This is a genomic window from Pseudomonas putida (assembly GCF_005080685.1).
Taxonomy (GTDB): Bacteria; Pseudomonadota; Gammaproteobacteria; order Pseudomonadales; family Pseudomonadaceae; genus Aquipseudomonas; species Aquipseudomonas putida_V.
Genome location: NZ_CP039371.1, coordinates 2,694,588 through 2,720,939, shown reverse-complemented (window position 1 = coordinate 2,720,939; position 26,352 = coordinate 2,694,588). Strand labels below are relative to the sequence as shown.

Genomic DNA, 26,352 nt, shown 5'->3' with positions numbered 1-26,352 from the left:
GCGTGTTGAAGTACGCCGATGCTAGCCAGCAGGGGTTCACGCGGCGCTGCAGATCACGCAGGCACCCTACCGATTGCGCAGCGACTCAACCCTTGAGGGTGGCCGAGGGCAGGCATCCGAAGCGGCGCCGGTACTGTTGGGTGAAGTGCCCTGGGGTATTGATGCCATGACGCAGCAATACCTCTGTCACACTGCCCTCGCCCGCTGCCAGGGCGCGCTGCACGGCCAGCAGGCGCCGTTCGCGGATGTACTCGACCGGGGTCTGCCCGAGGAACCGGCGAAAGCCGTTTTGCAGCGTACGCAGCGACACCCCACTGAGCGCGCACAGGCTGGCCAGGGTCAGCGGCTGATCCAGGTGCGCCTCGATATGGTCGCGGGCACGGCGCACATGGCTGGGCAAGGGCGTGCCGTGCGCCTGGTCGAGTTCACCCGTGTAGTTGTGCGGCAACTGGGTCAGCAGCAACTGCGCCAGATGATCGGACAGGCCACCGCGCAGCGCTGCCAGGTTCAGGTCCAGGGCGAACAGCCGACAGATGTAGTCCAGCGCGAAACCCAGCGCGTGGACGCCAGGATGGTTGGCGGCGAGCGGCACGTCGAACGCCAGAGGCCGGCGCAAGCTGCAGCCCAGCAGGCGCTGCAGGTGCACCTCCAGGGCCTCGCGCGGCAGGCTCAGCACCGCGTTGCGGCAAGCGCCGCCGGTGACGATGCGACTGTGGGCGAACGGCGAGCTGATGCTCAACCCACCCGCCGCCACCGCCGCATGCTGCCGTCCCTGGGTGACCTCACAACGGCCCTGCAGGGTGCCGCGGAACAGGTAGTGTTCGCCGTCGCCTTCCAGGCTGACTTCCACCGGGGCGTCGTAATGCAGCTCCAGCAGCCGCGCGCCACCGAACTCCACGCCACTGACCTGCAGGTGCGGCGGCGTGTCGTCGAGCATCCGCAGGCGGTGCGGGCACAGGTAACGGGCCAACTGTGCCTGCATCTCGGTCACATCACGCGAGTCGACCAGGACGAACCGCTCGAGCAGCTGGATGTCGGCGAGCATTTCAGGCCACGCCGGGGTATTGGCGTTGCATGCTCTGGCGGAAGCATTTGCAGCCCCTGGCCAACAGCACGATGGCCAGCAACGACGCGACGAAGCTGACGATCGACATCGACGAGCCGACCGCGCCCGGCGCACCGAAATAGCGGTCGGTGATCAGCGCCACCAGCGTGGTGCCCAGGCCCAGCCCGAGCAGGTTGCTGATCAGCAGGAACACCGCCGACACCTGGGCGCGCACCTGGTTGGGCGAGAGGATCTGCATCGCGGCAGTGGACGCAGGCATCGGGAACGAGGCAAAGAACATCGCCGGCACCAGCAACGTGACCGACAGCCACAGCTGGTCGACCTGCGAGTAGAGCACGGCCGGCACGATCATGCCCACTGCGCCGATCACCCCGGTGCGCATGGCGGCATCGCTGCGACCGCGCTTGGCCAGGTGGTCGGTCAACCAGCCGCCAAACACCACGCCGCTGGTGTTGGCCAGCAACATGATGGTGCCGAGCATGAAGCCAGCCTCCGAGGGGCTCATGCCGAACTTGCGGATGTACAACGCGGGCGTCCAACTCATCATGCAGAACAACGCCATGGCGTAGAAGGAAAAGCCCAGGTAGTGGCAACCGAAGGTCGCGCGGTGGCGGCCAATGAAGCGCAGGCCGTCCGTGAGCTTGACCTTGCGCACGTTGCCGTCGGCATCGAGTTGTGCACCCTTGCGCTCGGGGTTGCGCACGGTCAGCCAGACCAACAGGCCGACGATCACCCCCGGCAGGCCGACGATGAAGAACGCCAGCTGCCAGGCCTTCATGGCGCCGAGGACAGCCACCTCGATGGTTTGCGCGTCCTTGAGCAAGGTGATCACGTAGCCGCCGACCAGGAAGGCGATGCCCCCACCGACGAACGAGCCGATCGAGTAGATACCCACGGCCCGGCCGAGTTTTTCTTTCGGGAACATGTCGCTGAACATCGAGTACGCCGAAGGCGACAGCGCCGCCTCGCCGACACCGACGCCGATGCGCGCCAGGAACATCTGCACGAAGTTCTTGCTCAGGCCGCAGGCAGCCGTGGCGATGCTCCAGAAGATCACGCCCAGGGCGATGATCCGCGGGCGCGAGAAACGGTCTGCCAGGTAGGCGATGGGCATGCCCATGAAGGCGTAGAACAGCGAGAACGCCAGGCCGTGGAGCAGGCTGAACTGGGTGTCGCTGAGCTGCAGGTCGGCTTTGATCGGCTCGATCATCAGTGCCAGGATCTGCCGGTCAACGAAGGAAAAGATATAGGCCACCATGCACAGGATGACCACGTACCACTCGTAGAAATAGCGCTTTTCGCGCTGTTTGATGGGTTGCGCTTGGGTGAGATTCGTCATGCTCGCACGTTCCTGATGGGGACAGCCTGGAAAAGGGGTTTACAAGGCAGTGACCTGTCAGCAACAGGCGAGCGCACGCTCGGCGAATGTAGGCATGACCAAAGACCTTTATTGTTATTGGAATGGAGGTATGGCGTTTGACGCGGTGGTTCATCGTTCACTCCCCCTGTAGGAGCGGGTTTACCCGCGAACCAGACACTGCGGTGCATGGCACGGGCGAAGCCCGTGTTCGCGGGTAAACCCGCTCCTACAGGGGGAGCGGTGTTCAGGCGTCTTGCAGCGCGCGTGGACGGTGGCTGCGCGCTTCGGCTTCGGGTGCCTTGGCTGCCTGCAGGTGGAAGTCGAATGCCAGCTCGGCGAAGCGCTCGCCCTGCACGCCACGATCGCGCGCTGCGGCCGCGTCCTCGATGAAACGCAGGTCGCCGATCAAGCCATCACGGGTGGCGTAGGCGAAGTCGTCCCACAGGTACTGGTCACCGGCGAAGTTGATTTGCGTGGTCAGGTGGCGATGCCCCGGCGCCGAGATGAAGAAGTGCACGTGCGCCGGGCGCTGGCCGTGACGGCCAAGCAGGTCCAGGCACTCCTGGGTCGGGCCCTGCGGGTCGCAGCCGTAGCCGGACGGCACGATCGAACGGGCGCGATAGCGGCCTTCGGCATCGGTGACGATGCGCCGGCGCAGGTTGTACTCGGACTGGGTCGAGTCGAAGTAGGAATAGGTACCCTGGGTATTGGCATGCCACAGGTCGACGGTGGCACCGGCCAGCGGCTGGCCGTCGGCGTCGAACACCTGGCCCTGGAGGAACATCACCACGCCTGGGTCGGTGCCGTCGTCCATTCGCGCCTCGCCCTCGGACAGCGGCGCACCCGCCACGTACAGCGGGCCTTCGATGGTGCGTGGGGTGCCGCCAGTGAGGCCGGCCTCGGCATCCTTGGCATCCTGCAGCAGGTCGAGGAAGTGCTCGATGCCCAGGCCCGCGGCCAGCAGCCCGGCCTCATTGCGCCCGCCCAGGCGGTTGAGGTAGTCCACGGCGTGCCAGAACTCGTCCTCGCTGATCTCCAGGTCCTCGATCAGGCGCGCGGTGTCTTGCAGCATGCGCAGGATGATCTGCTTGAAGCGTGGGTTGCCCTCGGCATGGCCAAGGCCCGCCACTTCCTCGAAGAAGGACTTGATTTCGGCGGTATGGGAAATTTTCACGGTCATGGTGCTTACCTCGAATTGTTCTTGTCAGGTAGTCGTTTGCCAGCTTGGATCAGCGGTCGTCGGTGTGGATCGACGAGGGGTGGCGGCACAGGCCGTCCACTTCGATGTCCATGTACGGGAACAGCGGCAACTGCATCAGCGTGTCGTGCAGTGCCTCGACGCTGGGCACGTCGAACACGCTGTAGTTGGCGTAGTGCCCGGCGATGCGCCACAGGTGACGCCAGGTGCCCTCGCGCTGCAGGCGCTGGGCCAGTTCCTTCTCGTCGGCCTTCAGTTGCGCAGCCTTGGCCGGGTCCATGTCGACCGGCAGTTTCACGGTCATCTTCACGTGGAACAGCATGGGGTTCTCCTTACATCAGTCGTTTGTGCGTTGTGGTAGGAGCGGGCTTGCCCCGCGAAGCAGACACCGCCGTGGATGGCCCGGGCTTCGCCCGTGTTCGCGGGACAAGCCCGCTCCTACAGGGTCACGTGTCGCTCAGCGACGGGCGAAACGCGCCAGGCGCTGCTCGTCCAGGGTCAGGCCCAGGCCTGGTGTACGGGGTACATGCAGTTCGAAATCGCGGTACTGCGGCGGCTCGTTGACGATCTCCTCGGTCAGCAGCAGCGGCCCGAACAGCTCGGTACCCCAGGTCAACTGGCGCAGGGTGAGGAAGGCATGGGCCGAGGCCATCGTGCCGATCGAGCCCTCCAGCATGGTCCCGCCGTACAGCGCGATACCCGCCGCCTCGGCGATCTGCGCGGTACGCAGCACGGCGCGAGGGCCGCCGTTCTTGGCGATTTTCAAAGCGAAGATGCTGGCGGCACCAATGGCGGCCAGGCTGAAGGCGTCCTCGACGCTTTCGATCGATTCGTCGGCCATGATCGGCGCTGGGCTGCGTTGGTTCAGGCGCACCTGGCCGCCACGGTTGATGCGCGAGATCGGCTGTTCGATCAGGTCGATGCCGTTGTCGCCCAGCACCTGGCAGGCGCGAATGGCCTGGGACTCGTCCCAGTACTGGTTGACGTCCACGCGCACGCTGGCCCGATCGCCCAGTTCGCGCTTGATCGCCACCACGTGCTTGAGGTCCTGCTCGACCGGGTTGGCGCCAATCTTCAGCTTGAACACCCGGTGACGGCGCACTTCGAGCATGTGCTCGGCCTCGGCGATGTCGCGGGCGGTGTCGCCGCTGGCCAGGGTCCAGGCCACTTCCAGGCTGTCACGCACACGGCCGCCGAGCAGTTCGCTGACCGGCAGGCCGAGGCGTTTGCCCTGGGCATCGAGCAAGGCGCTTTCGATGCCCGACTTGGCGAAGGTGTTGCCCTTGGCCAGCTTGTCCAGCTTGAGCATGGCGGCGTTGATGTTGTCCGCCGGCAAGCCGATCAGTGCCGGCGCCAGGTGCGCGTCGATGTTGGCCTTGATGCCCTCGGGGCTTTCGTAGCCGTAGGCCAGGCCGCCGATGGTGGTGGCCTCGCCGATGCCCTCGACACCGTCGCTGCAGCGCAGGCGCAGGACCACCAGGGTCTGCTGCTGCATGGTGTGCATGGCCAGCTTGTGCGGGCGGATGGTGGGCAGGTCGACGATGATCGCGTCGATTCGCTCGATCAGGGCGTGTGTCATGGTTCGCAGGTCCCGGCTAGTCGGCGCGCACACTGCGCAGCCGCCACTACATTTACTTGATAATTCAAGCATTGCGCGAGACCCTGGCCGTCGTCCAATATCAATTGAATCTCCCACGATACCCTGGAGGTCTGATGGAGCTGCGCCACCTTCGCTACTTCAAGGTCCTGGCGGAAACGCTGAATTTCACCCGCGCCGCCGAACTGCTGCACATCGCCCAGCCGCCGCTGAGCCGGCAGATCAGCCAGCTCGAGGAACAGCTCGGGACCTTGCTGGTGGTGCGAGAGCGGCCGCTGCGCCTGACCGAGGCCGGGCGTTACTTCTATGAGCAGACCTGCACGCTGTTGCAACAACTGCAGACGGTGAGCGACAACACCCGGCGCATCGGTCATGGCCAGCGCCAATGGCTGGGCATCGGCTTTGCGCCCTCGACCCTGTACACGGTGCTGCCCGAACTGATCCGCGAGCTACGCAAGGACAGTGAATTGGAACTCGGGCTCAACGAGATGACCACCGTGCAGCAAGTAGAGGCCTTGAAGAACGGGCGCATCGACATCGGCTTCGGGCGCATTCGCGTCGACGATCCGGCCATCATCCAGCAGGTGCTGCGCGAAGATCCGCTGATCGCGGTGCTGCCCAAGGGCCACGCCCTGGCGGGCGCGGCGCTGACGCTGGAACAACTGGCCCGGGAGCCGTTCATCCTCTATCCGGCCAATCCCCGGCCGAGTTATGCCGACCATGTGCTGGCGCTGTTCGGCCACCATGGCCTGAGCCTGCGCGTCAGCCAATGGGCCAACGAATTGCAGACCGCCATCGGCCTGGTGGCGGTGGGCCTAGGCGTGACCCTGGTGCCGGAGTCGGTGCGACAGCAGCACCGCCCGGATATCGAGTACGCAGGCTTGCTCGACAGCAGCGCGGTCAGCCCGATCATTCTCAGTCGGCGCAAGGGCGATACCAGCCCGATGGTCGAGCGAAGCCTGGCGTTGCTGGCCCAGCTGTGAAGCCAGTAGCAGGACACTCAATCACGCTCGAAGAAGTTCCGCCCCTGCTCCTTCAGCAACGCCACCAACGCCCCCGCAGCAGGCGGCAGATAGCCCTCGGTGCGCACTGACACGGCCACGGTGCGGCGCATGGTGGTTTCTTCCAGCGGCACTTCGCGCAGCCATGACTGGCCGATGCCATAGGCCAAGGTTTCCCGCGCGGCAAAACTCAGCAGCTGGGTGCGCGCAATCAGACGCGGCAACAGCGAGAGCGCGTTGGTTTCGATCTGTACCCGTGGTGCCGGCAGGTGCCGGGCGATGAACGCGTTGTCGATCCACCGCCTGGCCATCACCGTTGGCCCGCCCAGCACCCAGCGATACTGGCACAAGTCTTTCAGCGCAATGGGCCCGGCGAACACCGGATGGTCGACGCTGGCCACGACGATGGCTTCATCCTCGAGGATGGCGTGGGTGGTGAACTGGGGATCGTCAGCGATCTGCGGCGAGATGATCACATCCAGGCGCCCGGCCCGCAGCGACTCCTTGAGCACGTCGTCCTGGGCGATCGACAGTTTCAAGGTGACCTCAGGCGCACGCTCCAGCAAGGCCGCGGTCAGGTGCGGCAGCAAGTGATCGGACATGCTCGCCGCACAGCCCAGGCGGATGTTGCCCACCAGTCCGCTGGCGAAGTCGCGCACCTCGCGTTCGGTTTCGGCGATGTTCAGTTGCAGCTGCTTGCCCCGCGCCAGCAGCAACTGGCCCACCTCGGTCAGCTTGATACGCCGGCCATCACGTTGGAACAGGCGCGTGCCAAGCGACTCCTCCAGGCGTTGGATGCTTTTGCTCAGTGCCGGCTGGCTGCGGTTGAGGCGCTCGGCAGCGCGCCCGAGGTGGCCAAGTTCGGCGATGGTTTCAAAATAGGTCAGGTCACGCAGGTCCATGATTCATGAATTTCAGTTATGGATTCATCAAAAGTAGAAAATAGACTTGATCGATTGCGCCGTCGATAATTTTCCGCGCTGGCGCTGCCAGCCCGAGTCACCGCTGCACAAGGAGTATTGACGTTGCAGACCGCCCTTTCCGGCCTATCCAGACCCTTCTTCCCATGGCTCGCCCTGCTGCTCTGCGCGGCAGCCTTCGGGCAACTGCTTCATTACCTGGCCGTACCGGCCGGTTTGTTCCTCGGCCCCATGCTGGTGGCCATTCTGTTCGGCGTGTGCGGCGCCAAGCTGAACCTGCACCGCCAGGTGTTTCGCTTCGGCCAGGGCTGCGTCGGCCTGCTGGTGGCGCATTCGGTGACCTGGGCAGTGCTGATGTCGGTGGCGCAGTCGTGGCCGCTGATGGTGGTCGCCACCTTGGTCACGGTGGTGCTCAGCGCCGTGGTCGGCCTCGGCACCGTGCGCTTCGGCGGCATCCCCGGCAGCACCGCCGCCTGGGGGACGGCGCCGGGCGCGGCGTCGGCGATGGTGTCGATGGCCGAGGAGAATGGCGCAGACGCACGCGTGGTGGCGACCATGCAGTACGTACGGGTGGTCTGCGTGGTAATGATCGGCTCGCTGGTCAGCCACCTGTTGGGCGCCACGCCAGAAGCTGGCGCGGTGGCCAATGCACCAGCGCTGAACGATGGGCCACACCTGGTGAATGTGCTGGCGAGCCTGGCCGTGGTGCTGATCGGCATCGTCGCCGGTAACCGCATGCCGGCCGGTGCGTTGCTTGCGCCGCTGTTGATCGGTGGCGCGCTGCAACTGAGCGGGCTGCTCACCATCACCCTGCCGGAGCCGCTGCTGGCCTTCGCCTACGGCGCCATCGGCTGCTACATCGGCCTGCGCTTCGACCGCCCGACCGTGCGCTACGTGTGGAAACGCCTGCCGACCATGATCGCTGGCGCGGTGGCGTTGATCCTGCTGTGCGCGGCCTGTGCCTGGGTGCTGGCCCTGGCCATGGGCACCGACTTCCTGTCGATGTACCTGGCCACCAGCCCCGGTGGCCTGGATGCCATGGCGATCATCGCGGTGGAGACCCACGCCGATGTCGGGCTGGTGCTGGCCATGCAGACATTGCGCCTGTTCGGGGTGATTCTGACCGGGGCGTACTGCGCCCGGCAGATCATTCGCTGGACCCAGACAGACAACGGCTCACGGCAAATGTGAAAATTTCATTAGCAATCGATACTAATTCGCAATCACAGCTGCTAGTATTCGCACCTGCAAATGGATCTCATTGCCAGGGTGGCACTCAACTTTTGACAGGTGCCACCGATGGTTTTCCCATTCCCGTCCCGCCCCACCCTGCTCGCCTTGTGCTGCTCGGTGTCGTTCCTGGCCCAGGCTGCCGACCCAGTCATCGAACTGGGCGCCACCGACATCTCCGCCAGCACCGACCAGGTCAATTCCAATACCCTGCCCGAGGCCTATGCCGGCGGTCAGGTCGCGCGTGGCGGGCAGATGGGCGTGTTGGGCAACCAGGACATGATGGACGTGCCGTTCACCATGACCAGCTACACCTCCAAGCTGATCGAGGACCAGCAGGCCGAGGACGTCGGCGACGTGCTGCTCAACGACCCGTCGGTGCGCCAGTCGTTCGGCTTCGGTAACCAGTCCCAGGTGTTCGTGATCCGTGGCCTGCCACTGAGTGGCGACGACATTTCCTATAACGGTCTGTATGGCGTGCTGCCGCGCCAGATCCTGTCGACCGACGCGATCGAGCGTGTCGAGGTGTTCAAGGGCCCCAGCGCCTTCATCAACGGCGCATCGCCCACCGGTAGCGGTTTGGGCGGCGGAGTCAACCTGGTGGCCAAGCGCGCTGGCGATACCCCGACCCGCCGCTACACCCAGGACATCAGCAGCGATGGCCGCATCGGCGAGCACCTGGACCTCGGCCAACGCTTCGGCGAGGACAATCGCTGGGGGGCGCGGGTCAACCTCAGCCAGCGCGAAGGCGACACTGCCGTCGACGACCAGAGCCAGCGCACCAAGCTGTTCGTCGCCGGCCTCGACTACCGCGGCGACGACTTCCGCGTCTCCACCGACTTCGGCTACCAGAAACAGCGCGTCAACCACCTGCGCAACAGCGTGCAACTAGGCTCCGCGACCAGCATTCCAACCGCGCCGGACGCCAAGCACAACTACGGGCAGAGCTGGACCTACACCGAGACCGAAGACACCTTCGGCATGATTCGCGGCGACTGGGACCTGAACGACAGCTGGACCGCGTACCTTTCCGGAGGGGCCAAGCACACACGCGAAACCGGTGTGTATGGCACCCCGAAGCTGGTCGGTAACGACGGCACCGCGACCATTGGTGGCTCCGAGATTCCGCACAACGAAGACAACGTGAGCTTCGCCGCCGGCCTGAACGGCCGCTTGCAAACCGGGCCGGTGAGCCACCAGATCGCGATCGGTGCCACGACCATCTGGACCCAGCAGGAGAACGCTTATGTGTTCTACAAGTCCACGGCGGGCAACACCGATATCTATCACGGAACCAAGCTGCCCAAGCCCACCGCCATATCCCTCACCGGTGGCGACCTTGGCGACCCAGGCGTGACGGGTAAGACGCGCAACCGTGGCCTGGCCGTCTCTGACACTGTCGGCTTGTTCGATGACACCCTGCTGTTGACCTATGGCATCCGCCGCCAGCAACTGCGCGTCGAAAGCTATAGCTACGATGGCACCAGTTTCGACGATTCCGACGGCAGCCGCACCGCGCTCTACGACAAGAGCATCACCACCCCGGTATACGGCATCGTCTACAAGCCGACCGAGTCGGTATCGCTGTACGCCAACCGCATCGAAGGCCTGGCCCAAGGCCCCACCGCCTCGGGCAGCGGCATCACCAACGCAGGCCAGGCCTTCCCACCAGGGCGCACCAAGCAGCTCGAAGCGGGTATCAAGCTCGACCTGCAGACCTTCGGCGCCAACCTCGGTGTGTTCCGCATCGAGAAGCCCACCGATGGCTACGTCGAGGACAACGTGTTCGTGCACGACGGCGAACAGGTCAACAAAGGCATCGAGCTGAGCGTGTTCGGCGAGCCGATCCATGGCCTGCGCCTGATGGCCGGTGGCACGCGCATGACCTCGGAGCTGAAGAACACCGCAGGCGGCGCCAACGATGGCAACCACGCCATCGGCGTACCGACCTTCCAGCTCAACGCCAGCGTCGATTGGGACATCCCAGGCATCGAAGGCGCCGCGCTGAACGCCCGCATGCTGCGCACCGGTGGCCAGTTCGCCGACCAGGCCAACAACCTCGAGCTGCCGGCCTGGAACCGTTTCGACGCCGGTGCGCGATACGCCTTCAAGGGCTGGGACAAGGACATCACCCTGCGCATGAACGTGGAAAACCTGACCAACAAGAACTACTGGGCCTCGGCCAACGGCGGCTACCTGACCCAGGGCGAGCCACGCCTGGTCAAGTTTTCCGGCACCATCGACTTCTGACCGGCTACCCCCGACTGCAGGCTAGCCTGCAGTCGGGGCCGGCTTGCCTCGCCCGGCCTCTTTCACCAACGCATCGAGCAGGCTCTGCACCACTTCGTGCATGGCGTCGCGCTCATCGTCCTCGCAGTACGCCTTCACCTCCAGCTGCGCGCCCCCCTGCTCGTCGATACGCAGGTCGGTGACCGGCCCAGGTTCCGGCAAGATATGCGGCAACTGGCCAAGCCGGGTTGCGACCAGCTTGTCGAAGCCCTCCCAGGCGCCCTCGCGCGGCAACGCCACCGACCACTCCAGACGCCGGAACAGATGAGTCGTGTAGTTGAAGATGTTCTCCGCGAACACCTTGTTGTTTCCCACCAGGGCCAGGACGTTCTCGGGCGTATTGATGGACGTGACGAACAGGCCGATCTCCACCACCGTCCCCTTCACCCCGCCGACTTCCACCACATCGCCGACCTTGAACGGGCGCAGCACGATGATGAATCCGCCGGCCGCGAGGTTGGCCAGCAGGCCCGACCATGCCATGCCGATGGCCAGGCCTACGGCCGCGAGCAACGCAGCGAACGAGGTGGTCTCGATACCGCAATAACCCAGGATGGCGATGACCAGGATGATGTTCAGGGTAACCGTGATGAAGGAGCCGACGTAGCGCAGCACCGTGGGATCGAACTTCTGGCGGGCCAGCGAGCGCTGGACCAGCTTGACCAGGAAGTTGATCAGCCAGCGGCCCAGCACCCACAGTACGATGGCCACCACGACGGTGACGACAAAGGACGCTGCATGCTCGACCAACCATGTCTGCAGTGCAGCGAGTGAACCCTGTGCTTCGGTAATGGCTTTGCTTTCGTCCATGGCGGTAACCCCCAAGACCAGATGACAGGAATCCCCGCCAGCAGGTGCCGCCTGGGCGAGGATCCGGTCCGCAAAGCCTCCTGCACCGAAGGCATCAATGCTACTGGCAGTTTTACCAGGTCGCGCCTCGAGGGTTGAGTCAATCCAGCAGGAAACTGTCCTCGAACGGGTAATGGGTCAACAGCTCATACCCGTCCTCGGTCACCAGCAACTGGTTCTCCAGCTTGATCCCATCGCGCCCGCCCACCTCGCCGACATAGGCCTCCACGCACAACGCCATGCCCGGCTGCAGTTCGCCCTCGTAACCATAGGCATCGAGATCTTCGGGATAACGAATGCTCGGATATTCGTCACAGAGTCCAACACCATGGAACATCACACCGTAACGTTGCGCGCGACAGCTTTCGGGCAGGCGGTGACCGTTACGGGTCAGCTCGGTGAACCGCACGCCGGGCTTGACCATCTCGATGTTGCGGCTGATGTGCTCGTGGGCGATGCGATACAGACGCTTCTGCTCGGCAGTGGGCTGCAGGTCGCCACAAATCCAACTGCGCGACATGTCCACGCAGAAGCCGTACACCCCGATCAGGTCGGTGTCGAACGACAGCAGGTCGCCATCGCTGAGCACCCTCGGGCCGGACTCCTGGAACCAGGGATTGGTCCGTGGGCCGGAGCTGAGAATCCGCGTTTCGATCCATTCGCCACCACGGCGGATGTTGCCGGCATGCAACGCCGCCCAGACATCGTTCTCGGTGACCCCGGCACGCATGGCCTGGCGCATTTCGGCAACCGCTGCCTCGCACGAAGCCACTGCGCAGCGCATGGCGAGGATTTCGTCGGGCCCCTTGATCGCCCGGGCGAATTCAGTCACCTCCTGGCCGTTGTGCACTTGCACGTCAAGCGCGTCGAGGGCACGCAGCCCGGCGACCTCGATACGATCCACCGCCAGGCGGCGGTTGCTGCCCGCATGGCTGCGCAACAAGGCATCGACCTCGGCGGCAAAACGCCTGGCGTGCTCATCGGTGCGATCGCCCGTCTCGAAGTAGAAAAACGAGGCGCCACTGCGCAGCTCGGTAACCAGCGGCAGGTGCGCCGAAAGGTGGTCACAACCATGGAAATCCCACAGCACCACATGGCCGCTGGCGGCGACAAAACACGCCCGGGCCGGATTGTGGGTGGTCCATAGCTGCATGTTGGTGGTGTCGGTGGCATAGCGGATGTTCAGCGGGTCGAACAGCAGAATGCCGCCCAGGTCCCGCGCGATCAGTTGTTGGCAAAGGCGCTGCAAGCGGTATTCGCGCATGCTGGGCAGATGCGGCGCCCGCAGGCCAAGTCGGTCCCACTCGGCGAAGGCCAGCGGGGTCGGGCCGATTTCGGTGCGGTCGTTGTCGTCTACCGAGCCATCGGCCTTGAGGGCGGCGGCGCGTTGCCGGGCTGGGTCGATACGGCGGGCGTGGGCGGGAATCGAGAACGGCGAATTCATCATGGCTTGGAAGGGTCCTTGTCTTATTGTTGGGCATGCGTCGGACTATCGGCGGGCGATGAGTTCCCCCCCCTACCCACCTGCTGGCTGATCACAGTCTAGAGCCAGCCTTTCCAAGCCAGGCATGACATTTTAGAGGGTCAATCGATTACAAAAACGCATGATCAAGCACAGTCGAAGCAGGCGAGTGACCTGCACGGCTCAGCCGCGCAGCGCCGCTTCGATCTGCGCCACGTCGATCTTGCCCATCGTCATCATCGCCGCGAAGGCCCGCTTGGCGGCGGCAGTGTCTGGGTTGACGATGGCCTCGAGGAGCACGCGCGGGGTGATCTGCCATGACACCCCCCATTTGTCCTTGCACCAGCCGCACTGGCTTTCCTGGCCGCCGTTGCCAACGATGGCGTGCCACAGGCGGTCCGTCTCGGCCTGGTCCTCGGTCCGCACCTGGAAGGAAAAGGCCTCGCTGTGACGGAATGTCGGGCCGCCGTTGAGCCCGACACAGGGGATACCCATGACGACGAATTCGACGGTTATCACCTCTCCCTGCTTGCCCGAAGGGTAGTCGCCAGGTGCTGGGTGCACGGCCAACACACGGCTGTCAGGGAACGTCGCGGCGTAGAAGTTGGCTGCCTCCTCGGCATCCTTGTCGTACCACAGGCAGATGGAGTTCTTGGCAGTCATGGCGAGGCTCCATGAATCATGGGTGAACCCTCAGTCTAGGCACCTGGTGGGGCACCGGCCTGCAGTTGGTCGCCCCGACGCGGCACGACCTGCCTGGTAAAACTGCCAGTTTCGTAGATCGGCCCGATCAGCGACCATGGCGTGGCATAGCGACCGTGCGCGCCACGGGAGACCTCACCATGAACCAACGCCTGATCGGTCGTATCGCCTGGTTCAGCGCAGACAAGGATTTCGGCTGCATCGTCTGCCCTGGCTGCTGCGCCTTGCTGCTGGGCAAGGAGCTGGTCGACCATGCCTGCATACCTGTCGCCGGCCAGCGCTTCAGCTTCGAGCCGGTGCATCGCAAGGACGCCTTTTGGGCCACCCAGGCGGAGCCGCTGATGCCCCTGCCCGACGAGCTGTCAGCCGGCGTGCCGGACGATCAGGGCCAGGCACCCGGCAGGCGCAACCACCCGCCCGGCCAATAGCCACGCAAAAAGTCTAAACTCCAGCCGTCACAGCCCGGTCACACCCTTTGAGCATGCATCATGGACCGCACGCACAAAGGAGACTGGACATGCCCTTTCCCCCTGTTTTCTCCCCACTTCGCCACTGGATTGCCGCCAGCGCCTTGCTGGCCTGCGTCACCCCCGCCCTCGCCGCCGACGTGCTGCTGGTAGGCAACAAGGCCGACGCCAGTGTCTCGGCCCTGGACATCGACAGCGGCAAGGAACTAGTGCGCCTGGCGGTGGGCAAAGGCCCCCACGAGGTGGTGGTGGCCCCCAACGCGCAACTGGCGGTGGTCGGCAACTACGGCGCCCAGGGTACCGCCAACAACAGCCTCAGCGTCATCGACTGGTCGTCGCGCGCGGTGATGCGCACCGTCGATCTCGGCAAGGACTCGCGCCCCCACGGCATCCGCTTCCTGCCCGACAGCCAGCGCGTGGTGGTCACCACCGAGGACAGCGAACGCCTGCTGATCGTCGACCTCGCCCAGGGCAAGGTGCTGGACCGCATCGACGTCGGCGGCGGCAAACCGCACATGGTCGCGCTCGCTCCCGGAGCCGACCGAGCCTACGTGACCCATGTGGACGCCGGAACGCTTTCGGTGGTCGACCTGCTGCACAAGAAGAAGATCGCCGACATTCCGACCGGCAATGGCAGTGAAGGCGTGGCGGTGAACCCTAGCGGCAGCGAAGTCTGGGTCAGCAACCGCGAAGGCAACGAGGTGGTGATCGTCGATGCCAAGCGCCTGGAGGTCACCGACCGGATTCGCACAGGCCTGTTCCCCATCCGCGTCGCCATGACCCCGGATGGCAAATACGCGCTGGTGACCTGCGCCAAGTCGGCCGAGCTGGCAGTGATCGATGTGGCGGCCAAGCGCGAGATCAAGCGCATCGGCCTGGCCCGTGAAGGTGATGAGTATCGCCAGACGCTGCTGGGTGCCGAGGCGCTGCCGATCGGCGCGGTGGTCTCGCCCGATGGCAAGCGGGTGTACGTGGCGATCAGCGGAGGGGACCAGGTGGCCGTCATCGACACGGCCAGTTGGAGCGAGAAAGACCGCTGGAAGGCCGGGCCAGAGCCGGACGCGCTGGCTATCGTGCGGCAGGCGCAGGAACCAAACTGACAACGTGACCTAGTAATTTTGTCAGCTGCGCCCAGGTGACTCGGGTACTACCATGTCCGCCTCACCCTGCGGAAGATGAACAACGATGCATACGATTCCATTAGTTGCGACGGTGCTGCTCATTAGCTTTACACTGCAAACGTTGTGGTTGCTGAGGCGAGCTAAAGCAACACCGGTTGCAAAGCAGACAGTACCTGAGCATAAGCCACTGCCTATCTCGGTACTAATTCCGTCCTATAATGAAGGCAAGGTGCTGGGGGCTACGGTGAACGCCGTTATGCGCTCCAAAGGTGTATGTATCGCCCAAGTGATTTGCATCGACAACGGCTCAACTGACGATACTCAGGATGTAGTTCTTGCCTTGCAGCGACAGTATGGTGAAGTGATCCACTATGTTGCCGAGGCGTCGGGAGGCAAAGCCTCGGCACTGAATCACGGCCTCTCTCTGGTCTCTAGCGCAGCCTATGCTGGCATTGATGCGGACACCCAAATTCTCCCCGATACCTTGCACAATCTAGCTCAGGCTTTCTCCATCCCAGGAACTGACGCAGTATCCGGGCACTTGATAGCAGGAGGCAGCGTTAGTGGCGAAGGATTGGTGTATGTAGGTCAGATGCTCGAATACGCTGCGACCAACAACGTTGCTCGTCGTGCTTTGGCTCCTCTGCATCTGCTATTGGTGATACCGGGCTCCATAGGCCTTTTCTCCACCCAAGCGGTACGGGGGATTGGCGGTTACAGCGAAAGCACACTCGCCGAAGACAGGGATCTCACGTTGGAGTTGTTGTTTGCCGGTCACAGGTTAGAACATGCGCCTGACGCTTGGGCGCTGACCGAAGTGCCAGATACTCTGCACAGCCTTTTCAAACAGCGTGTACGTTGGAGCACGGGTAAGTTCCAAATCATGCTCAAGCATCGTAAGCGGCTGTTCGGAGGCAGTAATAGAAACCGTACAATCGTGCTATACGGATTCATTAACGACCTACTCATACCGCTTACTTGCCTTCCGGTGTCCTTAGTGCTACTGCTCTACGGATTTATCGGCCTCGCTAGCCCCAATTGCTCTCTTTGGCCTGGTATTTACCTAACGGCTGTACTCGCAAATATTCTTGCTGGTTACGCCTATACCCATTGGGCCTGGCGCGTGGAGGTGGCAGGCCGGACGGCCAGGGGGCTTAACTCTCCTTCTGCTGACTTCAGAGCGGGATGGCTGATTGACCTGATCGAGTACCTGGCTGCATGGTGCGGGATGTGCCGTGCGCTGAGTAAACACTCCCATACTTGGGGAAAACTGAATCGACGGGCTGACGTTGCCCTACCCCTCGATACCACTAGTTCGCAACATCCTGCAGACATTTCCGACACCAAGCAGTGAACCTGCCTACAAAAAAACGGTCTTTGCCTGGCGGTCAATCCATCGACCGGTTCGTCGGCCCAATCACCGGGCCTATTTTTGTCCTGTTGCAGCGAAGACCCCACATGCCCGAATCCCGCCCCGCTTCCCCCGCCCTCCCCGTGCTGCGTGGCAGCCTCATCGCCGCCCTGGTGGCCCTGGCCATCCCGGCGCACGCCGAAGAGCCGGCCAGCGACGCGCGCTGGGTCAGCGACAGCCTGAGTACCTACGTGCGCAGCGGCCCCACCGACGGGCATCGCATCGTCGGCACGCTCAAGTCCGGGCAAAAGCTCTCCCTGGTCGGTAGCCAGGGCAACTACAGCCAGGTCCGCGGGCAGAACGGCGACCTGGTATGGATCCTCACCAACGACCTGCAGTCGGTCCCGGGCCAGAGCGAGCGTCTGCCGCAGCTCGATGCCCAGGTGGCGGAACTGTCCGGACAGCTCAAGACCATCGACGACAGCTGGAAGAACCGCGTTCAGGGCATGCAGGAAACCCTCGACTCGCGCAAGAAGTTGATCGACGAACTGGAAGCGCGCAACAAGGCCCTGGGCGAACAGCTCGACCAGAGCCAGTCCAACCTGCGTGACACCCAGGCGCGCCTGGGCGACGAAAACAAGCAGGTGATGATGCGCTACATGGTCTATGGCGGCAGCATCGCCGGTGCCGGCCTGCTGGCAGGCCTGATCCTGCCGGCCCTGACCCGTGGTCGCAAGAAGAACGACCGCTGGTTCTGAGCCTTACTCCTGCAAGCGCGCCAGTGCTTCCAGCACATGTGCCGTGGCCCGCTCCGGCTGGCCTTCGCGGCAAGCGATACCGAGCTGGCGCCACAGCCCTGGCCGCAAGGGCCGGCGCACGATGCGCGGGTCGAGCTCGGTAGCCGCGCCCTCCTGGGGTAACAGGGTGGCACCATAGCCCGCACCCACCAGGCTCTTGATCGCATCGTTGTAGTTCAGTTCGATGCGCGGCGTGGGGTACAGCCCCGCCGCCGCGAACCATTCCCCGGTCACCCGTGACAACTGGGTGCTGCTGTCATTGAGGATCAGCGCCCGCTGGGCGAGCCACGCGGGGGTGACCCGCGCCGGTGGCTGCCAGTCGGCCGGTACGTAGGCGAGGATCGGATCGCGGCGCCAGGGTTTCAGCGTCAGCCCCTTGCCCGCCACCTGCGGCAAGGCGACCAGGCCGATATCCAGCGTGCCTTCGCGCAAACGCGCCAGGGAGGCTTGCGAGGTGAGCACCTGAACCTGCACATCGATGCCTGGGTGCGCTGCACGCAGGTGCTCCAGCGCCGCAGGCAACAAGTGGGCGATGGCACCGGTCGAAGCGCCAAGGCGCACGCGCCCGGTCAAGCCCTGGACTTGGCGGTGCACATCGTCCAGCGCCCGGTCGGCATCGGCCAGCAGGCGCCGGGCATGTGCCAGCAGGGTCTCGCCAACGGCGGTGGGACGCACCTGGCCGCGGTTGCGCGTCAGCAAGGGGGCGCCAACCCGCGCTTCGAGCTCGGTGACATGCAGGCTGATGGTCGGCGGCGCCAGGTTGAGCTGGCGCGAGGCCTCGGCGAACGACCCCAGGTCGGCTATCACCACCAGGGTGCGCAGGCGATCGAGGCTGATTTCTCGCATTGTGGTACTCGCTCTGGCATCTGGAAAGCTTGTGATTCAGGAAAAATGAACGTCATCGTCATGATATTCAAATTTTCATTATCATGGCCAGCGGCGAGCATAGGGCCTCTCCCCCAGCCCGGACCCTCACCATGCACACCCCATTGGTTTTCATCGACGGCGACCAAGGCACCACCGGCCTGCAGATACACGCGCGCCTGCAGGGCCGCAATGACCTGCGCCTGCTGACCCTGCCCGAGGCCGAGCGCAAGCATTCGCAGCGCCGCGCCGAGGCCATCAACAGCGCCGACATCGCCATCCTGTGCCTGCCCGACGAGGCCGCCCGCGACGCGGTAGCGAGCATCACCACCCTCAACGTGCAGGTCATCGACGCCAGTTCCGCGCACCGCACCACGCCGGGCTGGGTGTACGGCTTGCCGGAACTCGACGAACGACAGGCGCAACGCATCGCCCAGGCTAGGCGGGTCAGCAATCCCGGTTGCTACCCGACCGGGGCCATCGCCTTGTTGCGGCCCCTGGTCAACGCCGGCCTGCTGCCGGCCGACTACCCGCTGAGCATCCATGCCATCTCCGGCTACTCCGGGGGCGGCCGCGCTGCGGTCGAGCGCCACGAGCAGGCCAACCCGGGTGAAGTCCCCACCCTGCAGCTGTACGGGCTGGAGCTGGCTCACAAACATGTCCCGGAGATCCAGCAGCACGCGGGGCTCAGCGCCAGGCCGGTATTCATGCCCGGCTACGGCGCCTATCGCCAGGGCATCGTCCTGAGCATCCCGCTGCAACTGCGCCTGCTGCCTGCCGGAATCAGCGCCGAACACCTACAAGCCTGTCTCGAGCTGCACTACCAGGGCGCCCGCCATGTCCAGGTGATGCCGCTGCACCAGGACGGCCCAGCCAAGGCACTGGATCCCGAGGCACTGAACGACAGCAACGACTTGCGCCTGGCCCTGTACGCCAACCCGGCGCATGGCCAGGTGCTGCTGACGGCGGTGTTTGACAACTTGGGCAAGGGCGCCTCGGGCGCGGCGGTACAGAACCTCGACCTGATGCTGGCGGCACGGCACCAGGCCTAGACGACGACAAAAACGGTTAGACTGGGCACCGCGCGCGCAAAGGCGCGCCGTCTTCACCCGTGCCGGAGCCCTTCTACCGATGTTTATCCTGAGCCGCCTCGACAGCGTGCCGCCCGAGTCCTTCCAGAACCAGATCCGCGAACTGGTCATCCACCACGTCAGCACCCTGAGCAGCGTCGCCATCAGCCCGGACAACGCGCTCTACCCGCTGTACCAGTACGGCGTCGGCATGGAAGTGCACCAATACCTGCAAGCCATGGACGGCACCCGTGGGCTCGAGGTCGAGCTGACCCTGGCTCTGGACGCAGAAGCGCCCGAGCAGATGCTCGGTTTCGCCCTGGCGCTACCGGCACAGGACGATCCGCAAGCCTGCGCCCTGGCGTTTCTGGTGGTGTCGCCCGCGCATCGCCGCGAGGGGATCGCCCGCGCCCTGCTCGGCGACCTGCAATCGCGTTACGCCTGCGTCGAAATCAACCCGCTGCCCGGGCAAGTCGCCTGGTTCGAAGCCCTGGGCATGCAGGTGGTGGCCGCCAATGGGCCACAGGTGCTGATGAGCAGCACCGGCCACCCCAGCGGCGCATTGATCGGTCGCCTCGACATCGCGCCGATCTACCAGAGCGCCGAGGTCATGCAGATCCATACCTACCTGCTCAACCAACAGGGCGAGGACGCCATGATCGAGGCCGAGCAGCAGCGCGACGAGCACCTCGACGCCCTGGCCGAGCAGGCACGGGCCTGCGAGCGCCTGCGCAAGCGCGTGCATTGACGGTCGGGAGGTGCCAACCTCCCATGACCCGTCCCTTCCGTTATATCCGTGGGTCTGACGCCGGTGCGATAGTGGCGCGAAAACAACACGGATAAAGCCCCATGTACAGAAACACCTCGACCCCCGCGGACGACAATGGTTGCGGCTGGTTTCACCTCAGCCCCCAGCGTAAGCCACGTCCAGCGCACCAGGGGCGGAGCGAGGCGCGCTGGGTCGTGCTCGGCGCCGGCTTCACCGGACTTGCCGCGGCGCGGCAACTGGCCCTGCACCATCCGCACGACGAGGTGGTGCTGGTCGAGGCGCAGGAAGTCGGTTTCGGTGCCTCGGGGCGCAACTCGGGTTTTGCCATCGACCTGCCCCATGACATCGGCGCCCCCGACTACATCGGCGACCTGGCCACGGCGCGCATGAACCTCAAGCTCAACCTGCGCGCCCAGGCGATCCTCGGCCAGTTGATCCGCCAGCACGGCATCGATTGCCAGCTGCACCCCGATGGCAAATACCAGGCGGCGGTCGAGGACAAGGGGCTGGCCGTGCTCGAGGCCTACCGCAGCGGCCTGGACAAACTCGACCAGCCCTACCAGATGATCGACGCCCGCGACCTGCCCGAGCACCTCGGCACGCCTTTCTACCGCAAGGCGCTGTACACCCCCGGCACCCAGCTGCTGCAACCTTCGGCGCTGGCCAAGGGCCTGGCCGAAAGCCTGCCGGACAACGTGACGCTGTACGAACGCACCACCATCACCCGCCTGGAACAGGGCTCGCGCATCACCCTGCATCACGCCGGCGGCCAGATCGTCGCCGACCAACTGTTGCTGACCAACAACGCCTTCGCCTCGTACTTCGGCTTCCTGCCCGGGCGCCTGTTGCCCATCTTCACCTACGCCAGCATGACCCGGCCGCTGACCGACAACGAACAGGCGGGCCTGGGCGGCAAGGCGACCTGGGGCATCATCCCCGCCGACCCGTTCGGCAGCACCTTGCGCCGCACCCCGGACCAGCGCCTGCTGGTGCGCAACAGTTTCAGCTTCAACGCCGATGGCCGCGCCCACCAACGCTACCTGGACCGAGCCGGGCGACAGCACCGCACGTCGTTCGAACGACGTTTCCCGATGCTGGCGGGCATGCCGTTCGAGTACACCTGGGGCGGTTCGATGTGCCTGTCGCGTAATCACCAGTCGCACTTCGGCAGCCTGGCGCCGAATGTCCACGCGGCGCTGTGCTGCAATGGCCTGGGCATCACCCGTGGCACCGCCACAGGCACCCTGCTGGCCGACTGGCTGTGTGGCGAGCGCGACGAACTGATCGATTTTCTGCTCGGCGCCGAAGGCCCCAACCGCAACCCTCCAGAGCCGCTGCTGAGCCTGGGGGTCAACCTGAACCTGCACTGGGGCCAGCGCCGCGCTGGCCTGGAAAGCTGAACAAGGAGGCAACATGCACAGCCTGGGCATCCTCGGGGTTGGCGAACTGACCGAAAAAGTGGTGCATGGCCTGCGCCGCAGCAGCTTTGCCGGCGCCATCCTGCTGTCCCCGCGCAATGCAGAGCGAGCCGGGGCGCTGGCCGCCGAGCATGGCTGCCAGGTGCTGCCGAGCAACCAGGCGGTTGTAGACGGGGCCGAGCTGGTGATCGTCGGTGTGCGCCCCGATGCGCTGGCGCAACTGGCCAGCGAGGTGCGCCTGCGGCCAGGGCAACGCCTGGTGTCGCTGGTGGCCGGGGTGAACCTGGAGCAACTGGGTGCCGCCTTCCCAGGTGCCCACTGCGTGCGCGCGATGCTGTCGTACAGTGCGCAGTACAACGCATCGACGGTAGTGGTCTGCCCAACGGATACCCAGACAGAGCAATGCCTTGGCCCGCTGGGCACGCTGGTGGTGCTGGCCGATGAACCCGCTTTCGAGCTGGCCACCGTGGCGGCCTGCATGAATGGCTGGTTCTATTTCCTGTTGCACGACCTGCAGCAGTGGCTGAGCGACAAGGGCCTGCCATCTGACCAGGCACGTGCGCTGGTGCTGGCCAACCTGCAGGACTGCGTCAGTGCCGGGCAAAGGCAGCCGGAGCAAAGCCTCAAGGCCTTGGGTGAGGCAATCGCCACACCTGGCACCTTCACTGCCGATGGGCTGGCGGTGCTGATGCACCAGCCGGTCGCCGCCACCTGGGGGGCGGCGTGCGAAGTGGTGCTCGATGGCCTGTTGACCCGCTCGCGGCTGTGAATGCCCTACAACTCCGGATCCAGTCCCACCTTGTCGCCATGCCAGTCGAAGCGCTCCACCTCATGCCGACGCTTGCGGAAGCTGTAGGGCGTTTCGCCATACTGCTTGCGGAACCACAAGATGAAGTGCGAGGCGTCGGAGAAGCCGCAGGCCAGGGCGATCGAGGTGATGTTCTGGCTGGTGTTCACCAGCAATCTGCGCGCATGTTCCAGGCGCAGTTTGCGCCAGTAGTTGGCCGGTGGCTCCTGGGTATTGGCGACGAATTCCCGGTGTAACTGCCGCGGATGGGTGCCCACCGCTTCGGCCACTGCCTTGAGTGTCATCGACGCATCCAGGTTGCTGCGCATGAAGGCGATCGCCCGCTGCACCCGATCGTTCTGGTACAGGCCATCGGACGCAGCCTGCTCGTCCTGCTGCTCGGCGCGTTCGTCCACCAGCAGGTATTCCAACCCCTTCTGAGCACGCACCGCACCGCAATGACGGCGAATCAGGTTGGCCGCCAGGTCGATGGCCGTGCCGCCCGGGCAGGTGATGATGCCGCGGTCGTCGACATAGCTCTTGTCGATGACCATGGTCGACTGCGGGAAGCGCTCCTTGAATTCGTCGCGCAAGGTGAAATGCACGGCGCAGCGGCGGCCATCGAGCAACCCGGCCTTGCCCAGTACAAACGAACCCGAGCACAACGCGATTATCGGGATGTTCGCCGCGTGCACGTCGCGCAGGGCGTCGAGCAGCCAGTCCGGTGGGTTGCGGGTTTCGCCCAGCAGCCCGCCGGCCAGCACGATGTAGTCGTACTGGGCGAACAGGTTGAGGGGTTTGGTGGGGGATATGGGCATGCCACAGCTGGCGCTGATCGGGCCGTCGTCGAGGGTCATCCAGTCCCACTGGCAATAAACCTGCTGGCTGCGGAACGACTTGTCGGCGGCGAAGCGCAGCGAGTCGACCAGGCCGGCTACCGGGACCAGGGTGAACTGGTTCATCAGGACGAAACCGACCCGCAGTTCAGGTTTGACCTGCGGGTTGGCTTGAACGGCTGGGCGCTGTGTTAGTTGTTGTTCAGCAACCATGATCTGGCTCTCGTCACATACGCAATGAGGCCATTCTATGCCGCCTGAAGCGTCCGGAATATCATACAAGTACAACAGCACATAAGATTCAGGACGTTTTCAGCGTTTTTTGTGCGCTAGGAAAGGGAAAGGTTTACGTTTGGTGAAAGGATAAGCGGTGAGAACGGAGTTACCTCTCATAACGATAGTGACCAACCTATCCGTGTTGCCAAAGTTGACTTTGTGAACAATCGCGTTGCTCGCAGCAGGACTGTTGATACCCACTTCCTTGCCCGATACCAGCGCAGTCATGATTAACGGAGTTATCTGGTCTGCGGCAATCCCGGCTTTTTTGACGTCTGACCCGTGTTCCTCCAGGATGTGCGATGCGCCCTCTCCCTGGTGCTGCCCCTTTGCTGCTGTGCGACCAGTAACCATGTAGACCAGCGCACCTATTCCTTCTTCACTGCTCCTCTGGCCGACGGCGAGCAGGTCGTCAGGCAGACTGCCCCTCCGTTGTTTGATTCGTTCGTGAAGCGGTGAGCCGGTCACGTCCCATTGCCCATTCATTGCCAAACTCTCACGGTGCTCCCTGGCTTCACGTTCTGCAGATGTTTCGACACTACGTTGTGTTTGGTTGGGCCTTGAAGTCGACGTAGACGATGAGTTTCCATTGCCATTGGCTGGCCTGTTAGCTGACTTATTCCCCCGTTTTGTTTGCACCTGGAAACCGTCGTCGTTCAGTTCGTGGGCATCTGTGCTCCCTGGACCTTGCCCGGACTGGCCGCCAGAAGTTGTCGGAGCATCAGTTGCAGTTGGGGACGTCACCTGAGGAGAGTCTTGGCCTGCCGCCTGCCCGCCGCCTCTGTTCCCCTCTGCCCCAAGCGTTTTCTTTTTACCCTCCAACCCCGTTGGGTCACAAAGTGTCATTGGATTGCCACGGACCATGCCATATAGATTCAGCCCGTCCACCGTCCCAGCCGGATCCGCGCTAAGCCAGCGCCCAGCCCAAGGCTGGTAGTAGCGGAACCCGTAATAGTACAGCCCAGTGGCATCGCGCTCCTTACCGCTATAGCGCACGGTCTTGTAACGTCCTTGCGCCTCACTGCGGGCAGCCCAGGCAGCGGTGCCGCCAAACGGGTAATACACCTCCTGGCTGATGACCGCCCCTTCCCCATCGACTTCCAGGCTGGCACTGCCCAGATGGTCGGCGTAGGCATAGCGCAACTGATCGTTGTCGATGTCGTCTGGCTTGCCGCTGATCCAACGTAGCGCGCGGACCTGGGCGGCATCGCCAGCGACGACCGACGCCACCTGCAAATCTTCGCTGAGCCTGTCGTCGTTCGATGCGCGGCGCAGCTCCAATCCGGGCAGGTAGAGCACCCGGTGGCGCTGCGTGGTCCCTGCATGCAACTGCGAACTGACCTTGAGGATGCGTTGATTGCCGATATCGTAGCGGTAGCTTTCCTGATCGCTCACCCCCCCTTCACGGGTGACAGGTGCGACACTGTGCAACTCCCCTCGCGGCGTCCAGGCCAACCGTTGCCCCGGCGCCAGCACTCTCTGCATCCCGCCTGGCGTGAACAACCGATCGACCTGCGCCGGGTCTTCGGTCAAGGCGCTGACCACCCCACGATTGCTGCGGTCGCTGATGGTGATGTCGAGGGTGTAGCTGTTGCCACTGGCCGGGGCACTGTGGCGAATGCGCATCAAGTTGCCGGCGCTGTCGTAGTCGTAGGTGCGCGTGTACTGGGTGAGCGTCGCGTTATCGAGCGCCTGGCGCTCTGGCGGTTGGCGGCCTTGCCGAGCGGCATTGGCCATCTCCCGTCCGGTAGCGCTGGCCAATTGATAGAGGCTGTCATAGCTGTAGGTGCATTCGGGTTCGATCTTCTGGTTGCGCCAGAAGCGAATAGCCTCGGCATCGTCGCGCACCTTGAGCACATTGCCGACCGCATCGTAGGTGTAACGCAGGTCCTGCAGCACCTTCGCGCCCAATGTATGCCCTTGCGGGCGCTCGGTGCGGATCCCGGCCAGGCGTTGGGTGCGTGGCTCGTAGCGGTAACGGGTGATCAGCCCGTTACCATGCTCTTCATGCAGTTTCTGGCCCGCCGCCGAGTAGCTCATGGCCTTGAGAATGTCCTGCCGGTGGCTGTCCTTGAGCGTCAGCCAGGTGCTCTTGAGCAGCCCGGCCACATCGTAGGCCTGCTCCTGAACGTTTCCCGCAGCATCGGTGCTGGTCAGCACCGCCCCCGTGGCATCGGCAGAGGTGGTGCTGCTCGCGCCCTCCTCGGGCGGCTGCAACGCCGCCATCCAGTGCTCGATATCGCTGCCCTGCCAGTCGGCAGTCACCAGCGGGTCGTCGGCGTCGGCGAGCAGGCGGCGAGTGATCCGCTGGGGTACGCCCGTGAGGGTGATGGCGTGGGTTTGCGTCAAGCCAGCAGTGTCAAAATGCAGGCTGACTTGACCCGCCAGGTTGACGGCCTGTTCCGCCGCGCTGTTGCCAGCATAGACGCAGCGCTCGATGCGACGCGCAGGCTGGCCCTCGACCTGTTCGCTGATGCCCAGTGGACGCCCGAGCCGGGTGGCGGTCTCGTAATGCCAGGTGCGGGTCACTGCCTGGCTGCGGTCTTGGTGGCCCAGTTCGTCTTCCGCGACCTGGGTAACGGCCATTCTGGGCCGGCCTGCCGCATCGGCCAGTTGCACGGTCACGCCGGTATCGACGCTGCGGGTGCGCAGTGGCTGGCCGCCGAGATCGTATTGCCAGGTGAAGTTGTTCAGGCCCGCCGCGTGCAGCCGCGGGTCGCTGCTTTGCACCTTGAACCCTCGGGCGTCATAGCGATGCCGAGTGATTCGGGTGTCGGTCTGTTGCAGCTTTTCCGGGTGGCGATGGTAGCTGATTTCCCGTACGGTCAGTCCGCGATTGTCCCGCACCGTCACGGTCGGGGTGTTGCGATGTACAGCCTTGTGCGTGATGACAGGCATCGATGTACTCCTTTTGCCTGGGCA

At 64.2% G+C, this 26,352-nt stretch carries 23 protein-coding genes; 11 read left to right on the top strand and 12 right to left on the bottom strand.

All coding sequences use genetic code 11. The features are described from left to right. Positions 1 to 85: 85 nt before the first annotated feature. The 5 genes from E6B08_RS12515 to E6B08_RS12495 form a co-directional block, all read right to left on the bottom strand. Positions 86 to 1,045, bottom strand: a complete 960-nt coding sequence (locus tag E6B08_RS12515; RefSeq protein ID WP_136914294.1) for a helix-turn-helix transcriptional regulator — start codon at positions 1,043 to 1,045, stop codon at positions 86 to 88. A 1-nt stretch (position 1,046) separates the two neighbouring features. Further along, positions 1,047 to 2,405 carry a spinster family MFS transporter gene (locus tag E6B08_RS12510; RefSeq protein ID WP_136914293.1) on the bottom strand — a complete coding sequence of 453 codons (1,359 nt, stop codon included), beginning with the start codon at positions 2,403 to 2,405 and terminating at the stop codon, positions 1,047 to 1,049. 265 nt (positions 2,406 to 2,670) lie between these two features. Next, on the bottom strand, positions 2,671 to 3,606 hold the full coding sequence (gene catA, locus E6B08_RS12505; RefSeq protein ID WP_136914292.1) for a catechol 1,2-dioxygenase: 936 nt from the start codon (positions 3,604 to 3,606) through the stop codon (positions 2,671 to 2,673). 49 nt (positions 3,607 to 3,655) lie between these two features. After that, on the bottom strand, positions 3,656 to 3,946 hold the full coding sequence (gene catC / locus E6B08_RS12500) for a muconolactone Delta-isomerase (protein WP_136914291.1): 291 nt from the start codon (positions 3,944 to 3,946) through the stop codon (positions 3,656 to 3,658). A gap of 135 nt (positions 3,947 to 4,081) precedes the next feature. Further along, complete coding sequence (locus E6B08_RS12495) at positions 4,082 to 5,203, bottom strand: muconate cycloisomerase family protein (protein ID WP_136914290.1); 1,122 nt, start codon at positions 5,201 to 5,203, stop codon at positions 4,082 to 4,084. A gap of 134 nt (positions 5,204 to 5,337) precedes the next feature. Here E6B08_RS12495 and E6B08_RS12490 point away from each other — a divergent pair, with 134 nt between their 5' ends. Then, a complete protein-coding gene (locus E6B08_RS12490; RefSeq protein ID WP_136914289.1) occupies positions 5,338 to 6,204 on the top strand; it encodes a LysR family transcriptional regulator in 867 nt (288 codons plus the stop codon). Between the two features lie 17 nt (positions 6,205 to 6,221). Here E6B08_RS12490 and E6B08_RS12485 read toward each other — a convergent pair whose 3' ends face one another. After that, the gene (locus tag E6B08_RS12485; protein WP_136914288.1) at positions 6,222 to 7,124 is read right to left on the bottom strand and encodes a LysR family transcriptional regulator; all 903 of its coding nucleotides are present in this window, start codon (positions 7,122 to 7,124) and stop codon (positions 6,222 to 6,224) included. 123 nt (positions 7,125 to 7,247) lie between these two features. Here E6B08_RS12485 and E6B08_RS12480 point away from each other — a divergent pair, with 123 nt between their 5' ends. Together E6B08_RS12480 and E6B08_RS12475 are read left to right on the top strand one after the other, a co-directional pair. After that, a complete protein-coding gene (locus tag E6B08_RS12480) occupies positions 7,248 to 8,333 on the top strand; it encodes an AbrB family transcriptional regulator (RefSeq protein ID WP_136914287.1) in 1,086 nt (361 codons plus the stop codon). 108 nt (positions 8,334 to 8,441) lie between these two features. Then, the gene (locus E6B08_RS12475; protein ID WP_136914286.1) at positions 8,442 to 10,622 is read left to right on the top strand and encodes a TonB-dependent receptor; all 2,181 of its coding nucleotides are present in this window, start codon (positions 8,442 to 8,444) and stop codon (positions 10,620 to 10,622) included. Positions 10,623 to 10,643: 21 nt separating this feature from the next. Here E6B08_RS12475 and E6B08_RS12470 read toward each other — a convergent pair whose 3' ends face one another. From E6B08_RS12470 to E6B08_RS12460, 3 genes are all read right to left on the bottom strand, one after another. Further along, positions 10,644 to 11,471 carry a mechanosensitive ion channel family protein gene (locus E6B08_RS12470; RefSeq protein WP_136914285.1) on the bottom strand — a complete coding sequence of 276 codons (828 nt, stop codon included), beginning with the start codon at positions 11,469 to 11,471 and terminating at the stop codon, positions 10,644 to 10,646. Positions 11,472 to 11,610: 139 nt separating this feature from the next. Beyond that, complete coding sequence (dddP, locus tag E6B08_RS12465) at positions 11,611 to 12,957, bottom strand: dimethylsulfonioproprionate lyase DddP (RefSeq protein WP_136914284.1); 1,347 nt, start codon at positions 12,955 to 12,957, stop codon at positions 11,611 to 11,613. 198 nt (positions 12,958 to 13,155) lie between these two features. After that, positions 13,156 to 13,635 (bottom strand): VOC family protein, encoded by a 480-nt coding sequence (locus E6B08_RS12460; protein ID WP_136914283.1) that lies wholly within the window; start codon positions 13,633 to 13,635, stop codon positions 13,156 to 13,158. Between the two features lie 179 nt (positions 13,636 to 13,814). Here E6B08_RS12460 and E6B08_RS12455 point away from each other — a divergent pair, with 179 nt between their 5' ends. The 4 genes from E6B08_RS12455 (at position 13,815) to E6B08_RS12440 (ending at position 17,371) form a co-directional block, all read left to right on the top strand. Beyond that, positions 13,815 to 14,102: a hypothetical protein gene (locus E6B08_RS12455; protein ID WP_136914282.1), complete on the top strand. Its 288-nt coding sequence runs from the start codon at positions 13,815 to 13,817 to the stop codon at positions 14,100 to 14,102. Positions 14,103 to 14,191: 89 nt separating this feature from the next. Next, entirely contained in the window at positions 14,192 to 15,241 is a 1,050-nt protein-coding gene (locus E6B08_RS12450) for a cytochrome D1 domain-containing protein (protein WP_192938657.1), read from the top strand. 85 nt (positions 15,242 to 15,326) lie between these two features. After that, a complete protein-coding gene (locus E6B08_RS12445; RefSeq protein ID WP_136914280.1) occupies positions 15,327 to 16,616 on the top strand; it encodes a glycosyltransferase in 1,290 nt (429 codons plus the stop codon). A 104-nt stretch (positions 16,617 to 16,720) separates the two neighbouring features. Beyond that, complete coding sequence (locus tag E6B08_RS12440) at positions 16,721 to 17,371, top strand: TIGR04211 family SH3 domain-containing protein (RefSeq protein WP_136914279.1); 651 nt, start codon at positions 16,721 to 16,723, stop codon at positions 17,369 to 17,371. A 3-nt stretch (positions 17,372 to 17,374) separates the two neighbouring features. Here the strand turns inward: E6B08_RS12440 and E6B08_RS12435 are convergent, their stop codons facing one another. Continuing rightward, the gene (locus E6B08_RS12435; protein ID WP_136914278.1) at positions 17,375 to 18,256 is read right to left on the bottom strand and encodes a LysR family transcriptional regulator; all 882 of its coding nucleotides are present in this window, start codon (positions 18,254 to 18,256) and stop codon (positions 17,375 to 17,377) included. Between the two features lie 131 nt (positions 18,257 to 18,387). Here E6B08_RS12435 and argC point away from each other — a divergent pair, with 131 nt between their 5' ends. The 4 genes from argC (at position 18,388) to E6B08_RS12415 (ending at position 22,300) form a co-directional block, all read left to right on the top strand. Beyond that, positions 18,388 to 19,326, top strand: coding sequence for an N-acetyl-gamma-glutamyl-phosphate reductase (argC, locus tag E6B08_RS12430; RefSeq protein WP_136914277.1), 939 nt, complete (start codon positions 18,388 to 18,390; stop codon positions 19,324 to 19,326). A gap of 79 nt (positions 19,327 to 19,405) precedes the next feature. Next, positions 19,406 to 20,092 carry a GNAT family N-acetyltransferase gene (locus E6B08_RS12425; RefSeq protein WP_136914276.1) on the top strand — a complete coding sequence of 229 codons (687 nt, stop codon included), beginning with the start codon at positions 19,406 to 19,408 and terminating at the stop codon, positions 20,090 to 20,092. A gap of 101 nt (positions 20,093 to 20,193) precedes the next feature. Beyond that, positions 20,194 to 21,513 (top strand): NAD(P)/FAD-dependent oxidoreductase, encoded by a 1,320-nt coding sequence (locus E6B08_RS12420; protein WP_136914275.1) that lies wholly within the window; start codon positions 20,194 to 20,196, stop codon positions 21,511 to 21,513. A gap of 13 nt (positions 21,514 to 21,526) precedes the next feature. Continuing rightward, a complete protein-coding gene (locus E6B08_RS12415; protein WP_136914274.1) occupies positions 21,527 to 22,300 on the top strand; it encodes an NAD(P)-binding domain-containing protein in 774 nt (257 codons plus the stop codon). A 5-nt stretch (positions 22,301 to 22,305) separates the two neighbouring features. Here E6B08_RS12415 and E6B08_RS12410 read toward each other — a convergent pair whose 3' ends face one another. Both E6B08_RS12410 and E6B08_RS12405 read right to left on the bottom strand, forming a co-directional pair. After that, positions 22,306 to 23,367: a GlxA family transcriptional regulator gene (locus E6B08_RS12410; protein WP_136914273.1), complete on the bottom strand. Its 1,062-nt coding sequence runs from the start codon at positions 23,365 to 23,367 to the stop codon at positions 22,306 to 22,308. Positions 23,368 to 23,466: 99 nt separating this feature from the next. Next, on the bottom strand, positions 23,467 to 26,328 hold the full coding sequence (locus E6B08_RS12405) for an RHS repeat-associated core domain-containing protein (RefSeq protein WP_136914272.1): 2,862 nt from the start codon (positions 26,326 to 26,328) through the stop codon (positions 23,467 to 23,469). Positions 26,329 to 26,352 lie beyond the last annotated feature (24 nt).

Coding starts and splice junctions, on each gene's coding strand:
- E6B08_RS12515 (WP_136914294.1), bottom strand. CDS start 1,045: ATGCTCGCCGACATCCAGCTGCTCGAGCGGTTCGTCCTGGTCGACTCG.
- E6B08_RS12510 (WP_136914293.1), bottom strand. CDS start 2,405: ATGACGAATCTCACCCAAGCGCAACCCATCAAACAGCGCGAAAAGCGC.
- catA (WP_136914292.1), bottom strand. CDS start 3,606: ATGACCGTGAAAATTTCCCATACCGCCGAAATCAAGTCCTTCTTCGAG.
- catC (WP_136914291.1), bottom strand. CDS start 3,946: ATGCTGTTCCACGTGAAGATGACCGTGAAACTGCCGGTCGACATGGAC.
- E6B08_RS12495 (WP_136914290.1), bottom strand. CDS start 5,203: ATGACACACGCCCTGATCGAGCGAATCGACGCGATCATCGTCGACCTG.
- E6B08_RS12490 (WP_136914289.1), top strand. CDS start 5,338: ATGGAGCTGCGCCACCTTCGCTACTTCAAGGTCCTGGCGGAAACGCTG.
- E6B08_RS12485 (WP_136914288.1), bottom strand. CDS start 7,124: ATGGACCTGCGTGACCTGACCTATTTTGAAACCATCGCCGAACTTGGC.
- E6B08_RS12475 (WP_136914286.1), top strand. CDS start 8,442: ATGGTTTTCCCATTCCCGTCCCGCCCCACCCTGCTCGCCTTGTGCTGC.
- E6B08_RS12470 (WP_136914285.1), bottom strand. CDS start 11,471: ATGGACGAAAGCAAAGCCATTACCGAAGCACAGGGTTCACTCGCTGCA.
- dddP (WP_136914284.1), bottom strand. CDS start 12,957: ATGATGAATTCGCCGTTCTCGATTCCCGCCCACGCCCGCCGTATCGAC.
- E6B08_RS12460 (WP_136914283.1), bottom strand. CDS start 13,635: ATGACTGCCAAGAACTCCATCTGCCTGTGGTACGACAAGGATGCCGAG.
- E6B08_RS12455 (WP_136914282.1), top strand. CDS start 13,815: ATGAACCAACGCCTGATCGGTCGTATCGCCTGGTTCAGCGCAGACAAG.
- E6B08_RS12450 (WP_192938657.1), top strand. CDS start 14,192: ATGCCCTTTCCCCCTGTTTTCTCCCCACTTCGCCACTGGATTGCCGCC.
- E6B08_RS12445 (WP_136914280.1), top strand. CDS start 15,327: ATGCATACGATTCCATTAGTTGCGACGGTGCTGCTCATTAGCTTTACA.
- E6B08_RS12440 (WP_136914279.1), top strand. CDS start 16,721: ATGCCCGAATCCCGCCCCGCTTCCCCCGCCCTCCCCGTGCTGCGTGGC.
- E6B08_RS12435 (WP_136914278.1), bottom strand. CDS start 18,256: ATGCGAGAAATCAGCCTCGATCGCCTGCGCACCCTGGTGGTGATAGCC.
- argC (WP_136914277.1), top strand. CDS start 18,388: ATGCACACCCCATTGGTTTTCATCGACGGCGACCAAGGCACCACCGGC.
- E6B08_RS12425 (WP_136914276.1), top strand. CDS start 19,406: ATGTTTATCCTGAGCCGCCTCGACAGCGTGCCGCCCGAGTCCTTCCAG.
- E6B08_RS12420 (WP_136914275.1), top strand. CDS start 20,194: ATGTACAGAAACACCTCGACCCCCGCGGACGACAATGGTTGCGGCTGG.
- E6B08_RS12415 (WP_136914274.1), top strand. CDS start 21,527: ATGCACAGCCTGGGCATCCTCGGGGTTGGCGAACTGACCGAAAAAGTG.
- E6B08_RS12410 (WP_136914273.1), bottom strand. CDS start 23,367: ATGGTTGCTGAACAACAACTAACACAGCGCCCAGCCGTTCAAGCCAAC.
- E6B08_RS12405 (WP_136914272.1), bottom strand. CDS start 26,328: ATGCCTGTCATCACGCACAAGGCTGTACATCGCAACACCCCGACCGTG.